Origin of the sequence: Paenibacillus sp. BT-177 (assembly GCF_025846815.2) — a bacterium.
GTDB classification, from domain to species: Bacteria; Bacillota; Bacilli; order Paenibacillales; family Paenibacillaceae; genus Paenibacillus; species Paenibacillus polymyxa_C.
Map to the genome: position 1 here is coordinate 126285 of NZ_JAOYTP010000004.1, position 12837 is coordinate 139121.

Here is a 12837-nt window from a genome sequence, read left to right on the forward strand (position 1 = left end):
TCCTCCTTGGATTAAAAAAATGACGGGCAATTGGAATGATTGCTCCTGTTACAGATACTGCTTTAAGAGGCGCGCTTCACCACAGGTTCTGTAGACAATGCTACATTTCCTGCTACGGCACGCGAGATCATGCATGAGGTTTCAGCCTGCTCTGCAAGGCGCAATGCTTGTTCGATTTGCGATTCTGTTGCATCGACGGACAATAGAACTCGTGGACGATGCACGATTCGGCGATATGTAAAAATGTTGTTCGTTACATCGACAATCCCTTCGGATTCCAGTGCCAGTGATGCCACCGGGAGACTGGCACGCTCCATCATCGCCGCCAAAGTAATCAGATAGCAGGTAGCAGCTGCACCGAGCAGCATTTCATCCGGATTGGTGCCCACACCAGGGCCTCCCATCTCAGCCGGAATCGAAATCGCTGTCCGCAACTGTCCGGCCTCAATACGCCCATCGCTGTTGCGTCCCCCGTTCCAGTCTGCCTTGAGCAGAAAGGTATGCTCCATTTCAGGTCACTCCTCTCTCTTGTATTATGAATCTTTACACAGGTGAATGTAAAGGTTAGTCAATCTCCTGATTTTTAGTTTCGGTACCCAGCAACCATACAGCAGCTGCTCCGATCAGGATCGCTACGAAAAAAATCGCAAAGATAGATGGTAACGCTATGTCTTGTCCTACGAGTATACCTACCACAAAAGGTCCGATCACGCCGCCAATACGTCCAAATGCAGCTGCCATACCCACACCGGTAGAACGAGCAGACGTTGGGTACAGCTCCGGGGTATAAGCATACATGGCTCCCCATGCACCGAGATTAAAGAAGGATAAGCAGATACCAGCAGCCAACAACATCCCTGCCGTTTCCGATGTTCCAAACCAAATAGCGGACACTGCCGTGAGCAACAAGTAGATGATCAGTACAAATTTGCGACCCAGCTTTTCAATCAGATAGGCAGCGGTAAAATAACCTGGTAATTGTGCAAGTGTCATGATTAGGACATACTCAAAGCTTTTAACCAGCTCAAATCCCTTCATAAACATCATGCTTGGCAACCACAGGAACATGCCATAATATGAAAATACAACTGTAAACCATAAAATCCACAGCATTAGCGTAGACTTGCGATGGGGTCCCGACCAAATCGAAGCCAATCGTGCACGCAGCGGAAGTTTGACGCTTTGCTGCTTATAACGCGGTGAATCATCAATAGCTCTGCGCAGATAAAGAGCGTACAGCGCAGGTACTGCGCCGAGAATAAATGCCATTTGCCAACCGTATTTCGGAATAACAAAATAAGCAATAAGAGCCGAAAGAATCCAGCCTGCCGCCCAAAAGCTTTCCAGCAGCACTACTGCTCTTCCTCGTTCTTTTACAGGCACTGATTCTGACACCAGCGTCGAAGCAACAGGCAATTCCCCGCCCAAGCCTGCACCAGCAATAAAACGCAACACCAACAGCATTCCGAGACCTGTCGCAAAAGCGGATAAGCCACTGGCAATGGAAAAGATCAACAGTGTCCACACTAATATAGCGCGTCTACCGTAACGATCTGCCAAAATCCCCGCCAAGGCGGCTCCAAACACCATTCCTATTGAATTCATCGCAGTCAGCAGACCAATCTGCTCTGATCCCAGATGCCACTCCTTAGCCAAAGCTGCCACTATAAATGAAAGCAGTCCCACATCCATAGCATCAAACAGCCAGCTAAGGCCTGCGCTAAATAGCAATTTTCTTTTTTTAGCTGGGGGTAATGAAGTTAATTCACTCATGATTCGCTCTCCCTTAAAAATGCATCGTATGTAGACGTATATTCAGGTGTCTTGTCACCTGTAGCCCAGCATCTATTGTACCGCAAGCTTCCTGAATCTGCGAGCTTTTTAATGCAAAAAAAACGGAAGATTGCCTACGGCAATTCTCCCGCCTTCTGGAACCTGTCAGTTACCGGTTTTGGACCAGACCGATGATCGTCACCATGAGCACCAGCAGCTGGATGAGTGTATCGTTACTCATTCCAATCGCCTCCATCCCATATGAGATACTCCTTCGGCCGTTTCCCCTCTCCCCGGATTATGACGCTTGTTCCCCAATACATACCTATGCAGGTGGCGGGAATCTTATGATCAATAATGGATACAAATCTTCATACATTTAAGGTTTAATCCAGGACCACTGTAAATCCATTTCCTGAATGCATTCACGGCTATCATGTTCATCATTGGCCACCAGTGGGGTCACCGGATAGATGCTCATACCACCTTGCTCATACGTGCGCAATAAGGGCAGCAGCTCATCAATGTTCTGGATCGACGGATCTAGCCATGAATCTATTTGGTCTGCTTCCAAAATAGCGGGCATCCGGCTGTCAAATTCACGTATATCCGTATTGGCCTGAACCGTCATCATCGTACAGGTGCGTAACGGCTCTTTTCTGCTATCCTGCCATATTTCATAGAGCCCAGCGACCGCAAACATTTTCTGTTCCGGCAGTACCACTCGGACGGCACACATGCGTTTGCCCAATTTTCGCCAATAATAAAAACCATTACAAGGAATAATACAGCGGCGGGTTTCCGCCATCTTCCGATAACTAGGATTTACCCGAACAGTATTCAGGTCTGCATTAACACAATCCTTACCCCAATAAGGAATAAATCCCCAGCGAAATTCATCAAGCACCCGTTCTCCATCCTGATGCAGCACAATTGGAACATGCTGGGTGGGACTCATGTTATAACGTGTTTTATAATAATACATCACACGTTGTATACCAAAATGATCCCTTACCTCATCCAAATCAGCCGATAACGAAAATCTTTTGCACATATGCAATTCATCCTTCCGCCTTTTTTTACCTATTGTGCGGATATACAAGGAAAAATATGCATAAGCGAGGATTTTACAAAAACCTGATGAGCAAAAAAATATATAGCAATATCCCCGCAGTCATGAAGCTACGGGGATAGATACTAACTTATATCGTTATTACTTCTTCTCTACAGCGTGGCCGCCAAATTCATTACGCAGCGCAGCAACTACTTTGCCGTTGAATGTATCAGCATCCAGCGAACGGTAGCGCATCAGCAAGGACAAGGCAATAACCGGAGTTGCTGCCTGAAGATCCAACGCTTCCTCAACAGTCCATTTACCTTCACCGGAAGAGTGCATAACCCCACGGATTTCATCCAAGTTTGCATCTTTAGAAAATGCGCGTTCAGTCAAGCCCATCAGCCAAGAGCGGATAACGGAACCGTTGTTCCACACACGCGCTACTTGTTCATAATCAAAGTCAAAGTTGCTTTTCTCCAGCACTTCAAAACCTTCACCGATGGAAGCCATCATACCGTATTCCACACCGTTATGAACCATTTTCAGGAAATGTCCGCTACCGGATTTACCAGCATACAAATATCCATTTTCCACCGCTGTATCGCGGAAAATCGGCTCAACAACCGCCCAAGCTTCTGGATCGCCACCGATCATGTAACAAGCGCCATTGCGTGCACCTTCCATCCCGCCGGAAGTTCCTGCATCCATAAAGCTGATACCATATTCTTTCAGACGAGCATGGCGAGCAATGGACTCTTTGTAATGAGAATTACCGCCTTCAATAATGATGTCCCCTTTGGACAACATTGGTTGAAGCTGATCCAGCACAGAATCAACAATTTGGTGAGGAACCATAATCCACAGCACTCTAGGGGATTGAGTTGCTTGTACAAGCTCTTCCAAAGTAGAAGCACCTGCAGCTCCATACTCCTTCATTTCTTGAATTGCGGCTGCATTGACGTCGTAAGCCACAACTTCATGCTTATGATCGATCAAGTTTTTACCAAGATTCAAACCCATTTTTCCCAAACCAATTAATCCTACTTGCATTATAAAGGCCTCCTGCCGTAGCAAAAATATATTTCTGTACAAACTTTTTTTGTTGGACTAAGCACGAACGACTGCTTTTTTAGAGCTTTCGGACTTTTCGTCCAACCACCATGTAAAGCCTTGTTCTTCCAACAATTGATCTGAAGCTTCTGGACCGTAAGAGCCTGCCGCATATGTGTGAAGCGGGACTTCGCCACGGGCAAAGGCTTCGAGTACGGGTTGAACCCACACCCATGAAAGCTCCACTTCATTCCAATGAGCAAAAAAGGTCGAATCGCCGCGCAGCGCATCAAAGATGAGGCGTTCATAAGCTTCTGGGACATCCTTGGCCTCGGAATGATAATTCATCAGAACCGTCTCCAGCTGACCATTGTTCAGCGGATCTCTACTGTTCAGACGGAGCGTTACCTTTTCATCCGGGTTAACATGAATGATCAGCAAGTTCGGATCGGTCGGCTGCCCTTGAGCAGCATAAGGATCTGTATTGTCCTTTTTGAATTCCACAACGATGCGAGTGGATTTTTCTTTCATGCGTTTGCCGGTACGAATATAGAACGGCACACCCGACCATTGTTCATTGTCAATCCAAAGGCGAGCTGAAATGAACGTATCATTTTGCGAATCAGGTCCAATGTCCGGCTCCTCTTTATAGGAAGGAACTGCTTTTCCGTTGATCTCACCTGCGGTATATTGTCCTCTAACCACGTTGGAAGCAATATCAGAAGGATCAAGGGCACGAAGCGCGTCCATCACCTTACTTTTTTCATCCCGCACCTGGTCAGCCGTAATATGTTCCGGCTTGTTCATAGCCGTCATCATCAACACCTGCAGCATGTGATTTTGTACCATATCACGAATAGCACCGGAGTGATCGTAGTATCCTGCTCGCTCCTCTACGCCTACAGTCTCAGAAGCGGTAATTTGCACATTGGCAATGTACTGGTTGTTCCAAACCCCTTGAAGCAATGGATTAGCAAATTTTAAAGCTTCCAGGTTTTGAACCATGGGCTTACCTAAGTAATGGTCAATACGATAAATCTCATCCTCAGCAAAGGTTCTGCTCAGGCGATCATTCAGCTCGCGTGCCGATTCCAAATCATGCCCAAATGGTTTTTCAATAATGAGTCGTTTCCAACCCTTTGTTTCAGCCAAACCACTTTCCCGAATATTGTGGGCAATCACATCAAAAAATTCCGGTGCCACCGATAAGTAAAACATGCGGTTCCCCGGAATTCCCAAGTCATTTTCACGTTGCTCAGCAAGCTGTAGCAGCTTTTTATAATCTTCCGGGTGGTTAACGTTCAATGCACAATAACGGAAAGCACTTAAGAACTGATCCATCTGTGCACGGTCATCATTCACATGTCTGGAAAAATCCTTAATAGATTGCTCTACATTACTTTGAAATTGTTCGTCCGCCACTTCACGACGCCCCATCCCAATTACAGAAAAGGAAGCCGGAATTTTACCTTCTACAAACAAATTATACAAGGCCGGGTAAATTTTGCGTTTAGCCAAATCCCCTGTCGCTCCAAATAAGACAAATGTCATTGAATCCATGAAATATTCCTTCTTCCCATTATAAAAGATGAGGTTATTAAAAGTTACCTGAGGAATTAACGTAACCCATAATACACCCAAAATAAGGGGCAAGTCAATCAAATTTTAGCGAAATCGTGAACATTCGATATATCCTGTAATGATAACGTTTTCTGTGGTATGATTGACGATAGGAAAGAGAAAAAACTGTTAAAATTGTCACAGTTGATACAATGCATTATAGTTACTATTGGTATACAGAGTTACTTTTAGTATACTGTTTAAAACAACAATGAAATTGAGGGGATTCAGATGAGCGACGACAGGCAGCCTAAGCTTTTGTGCGGTAAGGTGGAACAGTCCTTTCAGATCATCAGCAAAAAATGGACCGCTCTCATCATTCATACTTTGATGGAACATCCCAAACGATTTAGTGAAATTCAAGTTTCCATACCTGATCTTAGCAAACGCATGCTGAACGAGCGCATCAAGGAACTAGAGCTTTCCGGCCTAATCCTTCGCAATGTCATCACAGAGCGGCCTGTGCGGACCGAATATTCGCTGACACGTAAGGGTAAAGAGCTAGGTGATGCATTGAATGGTGTGGAGAGCTGGGCCGAAAGATGGCTCTAAACCGCTAACAGGAGATCGCCAATTACGCTCTCCTGTTATTGTGTTACTCCATGTGGATCATAATACAAGCAATAGGACGAAAATAATGGGACAACCGCGCAATAGCTCATGTTTTCAGATATGAGCCAGGAAAGGATGAGACCGATGGCATTTGGCATTACCCGGCAGGAACTGATGAGCTGGAAAAGAGAGGTCAGTCGTGGCGAGATTGCTTTTCTAACGCATTACTGGCTGGATGACCGCTTTCCAGGCATTACAACTGTCACCAAGGTGGGGTGCTCTGACTTGGATAAGCTGCGCTTATGGTGCAAGCATAACGGATTGGACCCCCAATATATACATCAGCGTCAGCCCTATCCTCATTTTGATCTCATCGGTAACAAACAGACGGAAATTTTACGCAAGTATGGCATGAGCGATCAATTAAGACGCTTCGAGCCTCATCTTCAACCAAGTACACGCCCAACGTTCTAAACCGCAGCTCTCAGAGTTGCGGTACTTTTGTTTTCATACCAGATAATACCTTGTGTATCCAGATCGCTGACATAGCTCCTTCTCCCATCGCAACCGTCGCTTGCTCGGCATGAGCCCCTAAGTCCCCGGCCACCCATACATTTTCCACGTTTGTCATTTTGCTGCGGGGATGCGTCTCAATATGCTTGTTGTGCAGCAGATGTACACCCAGTTGTTCCGCCAGCTCTGAATGAACATGGTTGCTTCCAAAGGCTAAGAACCCCCGCTCTGCTCCAATCACTTGCCCGTCAGCCAGCCGTACTCCTTCAAAACAGCCCGGTTGTCCCGTGATAATCTCAGAAATGGCTGCTTCCTTATATTCAATCCCTTTTTCCCGCAGCTTCACGATCAGCTCGTTCGGTACTTCTGAACGCTCATGATTGACATAGACAAGGTGATCGGTACGTGCTGACAAAATCAAGGCCATGGAAGCTCCCGCTTTGCCCGCCCCCATGACGACTGTACTGCGATCCTGAACCTCATACCCGTCACAGTCGGGGCACACATATACACTGTTGCCCAGGCAGGCTTGTAGCCCTTCCAGCTTTGGAAAGCGATCCGTCAGCCCTGTGGCCAATAGCAGCGTTTTTGACGTATATACTGCCCCTGCCTCCACTTCAATGTCAAAAAGCTCATCTCTCTTGGTCGCTTTTACCGCCTTGCCATCAACAAATTCAGTGCCAAGCTTCATGGCTTCACTACGTCCAAGCCCTCGTAGCTCTTCACCAGAAATCCCGTCAGGAAAGCCCAAAATATTATGATACTGATGGCACAGCGTAGATCGACCATAGCCCGAATCTATCACCAGCACCCGATGACTGCTGTATCTGCCCAATTGAATTGCTGCTTGCAATCCGGCGATTCCCCCACCGACAATAATGCAATCGTATTTCATGTCCTAATTCCTCCTTCAAATACGCGCAAATGCTAAACATCTGCCAAAAAAGCAATCACACTTATGTAAACTTCTCATCCAATTTCAAACATAATATCACCTACATACGGATGAATTAACCTCTCTTCTTCATATATCCAAATGGTTACATAACCAAAAAATGAAACGACAAACAGCACTACGGATAATCCGTAGCGCTGTATTCAGGTTAAACCTGAAAAATCATACTATTATGATCATTATTTAAATGTTTTTACGCGTTCTTCAATAGGTTGGAATTCCTTGTCACCTGGTTGGAATGTCGGTTTACCAAATGGCATTTCAGCAATCAGTTTCCAATGCTCAGGAATGTTCCATTCGTTTTTCACTTTTTCGTCGATCAAAGGATTATAGTGCTGAAGGGATGCACCCAGTCCTTCTTGCTCCAGAGCCGTCCATACAACCAGTTGCAGCATGCCGTTAGATTGGTTGGCCCAGATTGGGAAATTGTCCGCATACGCTTCAAATTGTTGTTGCAGACCAGCTATCACGTTGTTGTCTTCAAAAAACAACACTGTTCCGTAACCGCTGCGGAAACCGTTCATTTTCTCAGCAGTAGATTTGAATTGTTCTTCATTGCCTACCACTTCCCGCAAAATATCTTCTGTAATATTCCACAGTTTGTCATGATGCTCTCCGAGCAACACTACAGCCCGTGAAGTTTGGGAGTTGAAAGAGGTAGGTGTATACTTCACAGCTTCCTCTACGATCTCTTGAATCCGTTGGTCAGAAATTACTTGTTCTTTGCTAATGCCATAATAGGAGCGTCTGTCTTTCAGCGCTGTGAAGAAGTCTTTAGTCATTTTGTTACCTCCTGAGAAAAATTAATTACTTTTCGTAACTTAATATACATCCTACATATCTTGAAGTCAAGAGATTTCTTTTTAAATATTACCAGTTGGTTAAAAATTATACGCCGTCCTTATATTTTTTCTCACTGGAAGAGGTGTGCTTGGTTGCATCCTTGTCTCTCTCCTCCTGTCTTTCCATCTTTAAATCCTCTACGGGAATGGCATCTACCGTCTGTTCAATTTCAAAACGGTCAAACAAGCTTTCCTGCTCTGTCGGATACTGCTCTGCATGATCACGATTAATCGGCTGTTCCTGATGTTTAGACTCTGTTGTTCCTTTCCCCGTCTGGTCTTTTTGCTCATTCTTACCATGCAGATTATCTTCAAATGGGGTCATCTTTCTTCCCTCCCTATCGGATTGTGTCCACAGTATACTTTTACCTTTCAGGTTGGGGATTAAACGCAAAAAAGAGAAAATCTCCGAAAGATTTTCTCTACTCATGTTCTTATTAATAGTTGACTGGATTATTGCGAGCTGGATTTACGTGTACATTCATGAAAAAGATGAGGCTCCAGCTTCTCTCCCGCTACGAGCTTCTGCACCAGCTCTGTACCTGAGGCCGGAGTCATTTGACCATACCAATCCCCTTGCGGGTATACGATTACAACCGCCGCATCATGACAGCGCCCATTACAACGAGTTCTGGTTGTGTGAATATATGCTTCTGCATGTTGTTTACGAATTTCATCCCGAATTGCTTGGGTAACTTCTTCACCCTCATGTCGCATACATGTGCCTCCATTACAAATCAACACATGATGCTTCATAGGTTCTAAATCAAAAATAGCCATAGCTTCCCCTTTAATCAACAGTTGTTGGTTTTTAAATCAATGTTTATCTGGATAAAGAACAAGCTGTGCTTCCATCTGCCCGTCTTCAATCGTCAGCACGATAAATGAATATTCGTCTTCACCGCGTTTGTCCGTCGGAGACCCCGGATTAAGGACAAGCAGATTATCTATCTTTTTGACCACAGGAATATGAGAATGTCCAAAAATCAGGCAATCCAGCGTTTCTCCCTTAAACGTATTCAGTGCTATATTTTCTGTCGAGCCGCGCCAGCCGTGACCATGAACCATACCAATCCGCTTGCCTTGGGCTTCAACAATACGTTGATAGCCTAGACGCTCCACGATGTCGGTTCCATCATTGTTTCCGGCAATGCCTTGTACAGGCGCAAATTCAGCTAGACGTTCATATACGAACCAATCCGTCCAGTCTCCAGCATGGAGAATGAGGTCACTGTCTTTTAGCTCCTGTACAAGCCGACTAGGCAGCGTTTTGCTTCTATGTGGCATATGGGTGTCTGAAAGTACGATGATTTTCATATCAATTTCTCCTTACTGGCGTCTTTTACACGGATGAACTTTGTTGTCCAACCCGCTGTTTGAGAGCCTGCTCCAGATCTCGCAACGTAACGGTCTCGAAAAACGCCTGGATTTTCTGCTCTGCCACCGTATATAAACCATCCAATAAAGCGTCTATGTTCCTGCCAACCTCGCAATTATGATTGCTGTCGGTATGGATGGCGAACAGCGGGCCTTCATCCTTGGTCGCTTCATAGATCATTTTCAGATTGATGTTTGAACTCGACATGCTTAGACGAAAGCCGCGCGCTCCCGGTGACGAATCCACCAGACCAGCTTGCTTGAGTCGGCTCATAATTCTTCTCACAACTACCGGGTTTGTATTAATGCTGGAAGCAATAAGTGACGAAGTCATTCGCTCAGGTGCCCCTTCAGCCAGAAGAAGCAGACAATGGATACTAACGGAAAAATGGGTACTCATGTTAACCACCTTTATATGTGTGCCTCATTAAATGTTTGATAAAATGCATGTTTCCATCATACCACATTAGAGGCAGCGACACAGTGCTTACTACTCCTTACTCTGGAAAATAGTCATTTTCCGGGCGTACTCGCACTTTTAATTGGCGCACACTATATTCCAACTGCTTAATGATATCCTCCAGTTGACGACGGTCAAGTGCACTAAAGTCGGCTGCAGGCTTGGGTGCATTTTTCAAATCACGTATGGTTGCCTGCTGCTCCTGCCACTTGTCCATCAGGTCGGCTATATTGGCATAAAAGCGTTCATAATCCTTGATCACTTCATCCAGAAAGGCATCCACCTCATCCGGATCATAGCCGCGCATTTTATTTTTAAACTGTTTCTCATGAATGGAGAGCGCGTCCAGCTGAATGCCCAGTTGTTTAAACAACTGCTTTTGCTTATCCAGACGACGCTTCATATGTTCATCCATCGGTTTTCCCTCCTTAACACACTATTCTTTTTATATCACATTCTAGGCTGGGAATAAAAGTCTCTGCTGATTGCTCAGGTCTATGAACGGGTATAAAAGAGCATACACACCACTCATACAGACCATGAAGGGGAGAGATGATCATGAACCATTTGAACGATTCACAGCTTGCAGAGCTGAAACATATGTTACTGGAGCAGAAAAATGATTTAGAAAAACATTTTAAACAAAACGGTCAGGAAAACACACAATTGGGAGAAACACTGACAGATTCCACAGGTGAGCTCTCGTCCTATGATAACCACCCCGCCGATATAGGGACGGAAACCTTTGAACGTTCCCGTGATCTGGCGATTAATGAGTCGCTGGAAAACGAGCTGGAGCAGGTTAATGCGGCCCTGCAACGGATGCAGGATGGGACGTATGGAATATGTGTGGAGAGCGGGGAAGAAATTCCTTTTGAACGGTTGCAAGCCATTCCATATACAGCCTATACAGTCGAGCACACTCCAACACGAGAATTATCGAATGACCGTCCAATCGAGGAACAGGTTATGACTCCGCCGCCCAAAGGTGCAGGTGAGGTTCGCCAACGGAATGCAGGACGATTTGATGATGCACGCGCATGGGACGCGGTGGAAAAATACGGCACATCGAACTCGCCTGCGACAGCCGCCAAGCGTGATGTCACAGATTATGATGAAAATATGTAATGCTCGAATATCCCAAGATTCATTTAAAATCCCTATGTATTTGTGTATTTGTTCATCTAAAAAAGCAGCTTGTCCTTGGACCGGCTGCTTTTTTTTGTCTTCTGAGATTACGGTAATCCTGCTTATCCAATCTCTATCCGTTTACGACTGCGAGCTGATTCAATACAGGCGTCGATCACTTTCATATTACTAACCGCATCTTCTGGCTCATATGGCAAAGGAATACCGTCAAGCACGGCTTCGGCAAAAGCATCAGCTTGCAGTTCAAAAGAATTAAAACCCTTTAGACGTTCCTCACGCGTAACCGAACCAACGTGAACGAAAATTTGCGGTACGACAGAGGTTCTTTCCCAACCAAACATTTTGGGCATCGCAATCGTACCCTTGCTTCCGAGAATTTCCATATTGGAACGATTGGCTGCCCACATACCACAATCGAAAGTAAGGTTGACTCCACCCGGAAATTCCAGCAGACCGGAGGCCATCATATCAACGTTGTCATGCTCCGGGGAAAATAAAGCATGTACCGTCACTGCCTCCGGCTCCCGATCCAAATACATACGAGCGGCTGATATCGGGTACACGCCCACATCATATAACGAGCCGCCGCCCATGCTTTTATTAAAGCGTACATTATCTGCCTGATCGGTATTGTTAAATGTAAATGTGCAATGAATACCGCGAATGTCACCAATTTCCCCACTATTGATGATTTCCTTAATTCTTCGATGTTTGGGATGATAGCGATACATAAAAGCTTCCGCAAATGTCACTCGGGCACGGCGACATGCTTCAATCATGCGGCTTGTCCCGGCCGAGCTAAGCGAAGATGGTTTTTCACACAAAACATGCTTCCCGGCCTCCGCTGCCTTAATGGTCCACTCTTCATGCAGATGGTTTGGCAATGGTATATACACCGCTCCGATTTCGGGATCAGCCAACAGCTCTTCATAGCTTCCATAACTTCTCGGAATATCGAACTCCCGGGCGGCCTCAGCGGCTTTATCCGCATTACGACTAGCAATTCCAAGTACTTCTCCGCGTTCGGATTGCTGAATCGCCGGAATTACAGCGATTTTGGCGATCTCCGCCGTGCCTAAAATTCCCCATTTCAGCTTTCTACCCATCATTCTCATCCTTTCGTAGTTAGGAATAGTTGTCTTGTTCCGCTTTATGCAGCATACCTAAGCAACGGTCCAGATCAGCTTTGACCTGCTTTTTGTACAGTCGGGCTTTCTCCTCCCCATCGTCTGTAAAATGATAAAGCACAATCTCCTGAAAATCTACACGCGGGTCTGTTCCTTTTAATCGTTTGGTACGATAAAAAACACCTTCCTGAACCAGTTCATGCAGTGCCCGGTACACCTCGCTTTGAGGCGGAACATATCCGAAACTACTAAACTCATCTTTCATCGATTCGAGCATCTGATATCCATATCCGCGATGCCTCTCTACCATTGTGATCAGATAAATTTTGATAAAAGCCCGCTGGGATATCATAAACGCCATT

Annotated in this window: 17 protein-coding genes; 3 read left to right on the top strand and 14 right to left on the bottom strand. The window is 45.5% G+C overall.

All coding sequences use genetic code 11. From position 1 onward, the window contains the following. Window positions 1–62 precede the first annotated feature (62 nt). The 5 genes from OIU26_RS14075 to zwf all read right to left on the bottom strand — a co-directional run bounded on the left by OIU26_RS14075 (window position 63) and on the right by zwf (window position 5440). Window positions 63–509, bottom strand: a complete 447-nt coding sequence (locus OIU26_RS14075; RefSeq protein ID WP_264217194.1) for an OsmC family protein — start codon at window positions 507–509, stop codon at window positions 63–65. Between the two features lie 55 nt (window positions 510–564). Then, entirely contained in the window at window positions 565–1773 is a 1209-nt protein-coding gene (locus tag OIU26_RS14080) for an MFS transporter (protein WP_264217195.1), read from the bottom strand. Window positions 1774–2152: 379 nt separating this feature from the next. Continuing rightward, on the bottom strand, window positions 2153–2827 hold the full coding sequence (locus OIU26_RS14085; RefSeq protein ID WP_013370843.1) for an SOS response-associated peptidase: 675 nt from the start codon (window positions 2825–2827) through the stop codon (window positions 2153–2155). Between the two features lie 159 nt (window positions 2828–2986). After that, entirely contained in the window at window positions 2987–3880 is an 894-nt protein-coding gene (gene gnd, locus OIU26_RS14090) for a phosphogluconate dehydrogenase (NAD(+)-dependent, decarboxylating) (protein WP_013370842.1), read from the bottom strand. A gap of 57 nt (window positions 3881–3937) precedes the next feature. Beyond that, complete coding sequence (gene zwf / locus OIU26_RS14095; RefSeq protein WP_264217196.1) at window positions 3938–5440, bottom strand: glucose-6-phosphate dehydrogenase; 1503 nt, start codon at window positions 5438–5440, stop codon at window positions 3938–3940. Window positions 5441–5731: 291 nt separating this feature from the next. Here zwf and OIU26_RS14100 point away from each other — a divergent pair, with 291 nt between their 5' ends. Together OIU26_RS14100 and OIU26_RS14105 are read left to right on the top strand one after the other, a co-directional pair. Further along, on the top strand, window positions 5732–6052 hold the full coding sequence (locus OIU26_RS14100) for a winged helix-turn-helix transcriptional regulator (protein WP_014599691.1): 321 nt from the start codon (window positions 5732–5734) through the stop codon (window positions 6050–6052). 144 nt (window positions 6053–6196) lie between these two features. Then, a complete protein-coding gene (locus OIU26_RS14105; protein WP_264217197.1) occupies window positions 6197–6526 on the top strand; it encodes a hypothetical protein in 330 nt (109 codons plus the stop codon). Between the two features lie 10 nt (window positions 6527–6536). Here the strand turns inward: OIU26_RS14105 and OIU26_RS14110 are convergent, their stop codons facing one another. The 7 genes from OIU26_RS14110 to OIU26_RS14140 form a co-directional block, all read right to left on the bottom strand. Then, entirely contained in the window at window positions 6537–7460 is a 924-nt protein-coding gene (locus tag OIU26_RS14110) for an NAD(P)/FAD-dependent oxidoreductase (protein ID WP_264217198.1), read from the bottom strand. Window positions 7461–7699: 239 nt separating this feature from the next. Then, entirely contained in the window at window positions 7700–8302 is a 603-nt protein-coding gene (locus tag OIU26_RS14115; RefSeq protein WP_040101518.1) for a nitroreductase family protein, read from the bottom strand. Between the two features lie 106 nt (window positions 8303–8408). After that, window positions 8409–8687 carry a hypothetical protein gene (locus OIU26_RS14120; RefSeq protein WP_064963291.1) on the bottom strand — a complete coding sequence of 93 codons (279 nt, stop codon included), beginning with the start codon at window positions 8685–8687 and terminating at the stop codon, window positions 8409–8411. A gap of 128 nt (window positions 8688–8815) precedes the next feature. Further along, window positions 8816–9142, bottom strand: coding sequence for a (2Fe-2S) ferredoxin domain-containing protein (locus tag OIU26_RS14125; protein ID WP_040101520.1), 327 nt, complete (start codon window positions 9140–9142; stop codon window positions 8816–8818). A gap of 36 nt (window positions 9143–9178) precedes the next feature. Next, window positions 9179–9679 carry a metallophosphoesterase family protein gene (locus OIU26_RS14130; RefSeq protein WP_013370833.1) on the bottom strand — a complete coding sequence of 167 codons (501 nt, stop codon included), beginning with the start codon at window positions 9677–9679 and terminating at the stop codon, window positions 9179–9181. A 25-nt stretch (window positions 9680–9704) separates the two neighbouring features. Further along, a complete protein-coding gene (locus tag OIU26_RS14135) occupies window positions 9705–10139 on the bottom strand; it encodes an Rrf2 family transcriptional regulator (protein WP_013370832.1) in 435 nt (144 codons plus the stop codon). Window positions 10140–10236: 97 nt separating this feature from the next. Further along, window positions 10237–10614 carry a DivIVA domain-containing protein gene (locus OIU26_RS14140; protein WP_264217199.1) on the bottom strand — a complete coding sequence of 126 codons (378 nt, stop codon included), beginning with the start codon at window positions 10612–10614 and terminating at the stop codon, window positions 10237–10239. Window positions 10615–10757: 143 nt separating this feature from the next. Between OIU26_RS14140 and OIU26_RS14145 the strand changes: the two genes are divergently transcribed. Beyond that, a complete protein-coding gene (locus tag OIU26_RS14145) occupies window positions 10758–11327 on the top strand; it encodes a TraR/DksA C4-type zinc finger protein (protein WP_264217200.1) in 570 nt (189 codons plus the stop codon). Between the two features lie 122 nt (window positions 11328–11449). Here the strand turns inward: OIU26_RS14145 and OIU26_RS14150 are convergent, their stop codons facing one another. Continuing rightward, window positions 11450–12454 (bottom strand): Gfo/Idh/MocA family protein, encoded by a 1005-nt coding sequence (locus tag OIU26_RS14150; RefSeq protein WP_264217396.1) that lies wholly within the window; start codon window positions 12452–12454, stop codon window positions 11450–11452. 19 nt (window positions 12455–12473) lie between these two features. Then, the gene (locus tag OIU26_RS14155) at window positions 12474–12836 is read right to left on the bottom strand and encodes a helix-turn-helix transcriptional regulator (RefSeq protein WP_013370828.1); all 363 of its coding nucleotides are present in this window, start codon (window positions 12834–12836) and stop codon (window positions 12474–12476) included. Between the last annotated feature and the right edge of the window lies 1 nt (window position 12837).

Excerpts from the sequence above, each read along its gene's own strand:
- OIU26_RS14075 (WP_264217194.1), bottom strand. The coding sequence starts at position 509 with ATGGAGCATACCTTTCTGCTCAAGGCAGACTGGAACGGGGGACGCAAC.
- OIU26_RS14080 (WP_264217195.1), bottom strand. The coding sequence starts at position 1,773 with ATGAGTGAATTAACTTCATTACCCCCAGCTAAAAAAAGAAAATTGCTA.
- OIU26_RS14085 (WP_013370843.1), bottom strand. The coding sequence starts at position 2,827 with ATGTGCAAAAGATTTTCGTTATCGGCTGATTTGGATGAGGTAAGGGAT.
- gnd (WP_013370842.1), bottom strand. The coding sequence starts at position 3,880 with ATGCAAGTAGGATTAATTGGTTTGGGAAAAATGGGTTTGAATCTTGGT.
- zwf (WP_264217196.1), bottom strand. The coding sequence starts at position 5,440 with ATGGATTCAATGACATTTGTCTTATTTGGAGCGACAGGGGATTTGGCT.
- OIU26_RS14100 (WP_014599691.1), top strand. The coding sequence starts at position 5,732 with ATGAGCGACGACAGGCAGCCTAAGCTTTTGTGCGGTAAGGTGGAACAG.
- OIU26_RS14105 (WP_264217197.1), top strand. The coding sequence starts at position 6,197 with ATGGCATTTGGCATTACCCGGCAGGAACTGATGAGCTGGAAAAGAGAG.
- OIU26_RS14110 (WP_264217198.1), bottom strand. The coding sequence starts at position 7,460 with ATGAAATACGATTGCATTATTGTCGGTGGGGGAATCGCCGGATTGCAA.
- OIU26_RS14115 (WP_040101518.1), bottom strand. The coding sequence starts at position 8,302 with ATGACTAAAGACTTCTTCACAGCGCTGAAAGACAGACGCTCCTATTAT.
- OIU26_RS14120 (WP_064963291.1), bottom strand. The coding sequence starts at position 8,687 with ATGACCCCATTTGAAGATAATCTGCATGGTAAGAATGAGCAAAAAGAC.
- OIU26_RS14125 (WP_040101520.1), bottom strand. The coding sequence starts at position 9,142 with ATGGCTATTTTTGATTTAGAACCTATGAAGCATCATGTGTTGATTTGT.
- OIU26_RS14130 (WP_013370833.1), bottom strand. The coding sequence starts at position 9,679 with ATGAAAATCATCGTACTTTCAGACACCCATATGCCACATAGAAGCAAA.
- OIU26_RS14135 (WP_013370832.1), bottom strand. The coding sequence starts at position 10,139 with ATGAGTACCCATTTTTCCGTTAGTATCCATTGTCTGCTTCTTCTGGCT.
- OIU26_RS14140 (WP_264217199.1), bottom strand. The coding sequence starts at position 10,614 with ATGGATGAACATATGAAGCGTCGTCTGGATAAGCAAAAGCAGTTGTTT.
- OIU26_RS14145 (WP_264217200.1), top strand. The coding sequence starts at position 10,758 with ATGAACCATTTGAACGATTCACAGCTTGCAGAGCTGAAACATATGTTA.
- OIU26_RS14150 (WP_264217396.1), bottom strand. The coding sequence starts at position 12,454 with ATGGGTAGAAAGCTGAAATGGGGAATTTTAGGCACGGCGGAGATCGCC.
- OIU26_RS14155 (WP_013370828.1), bottom strand. The coding sequence starts at position 12,836 with ATGGCGTTTATGATATCCCAGCGGGCTTTTATCAAAATTTATCTGATC.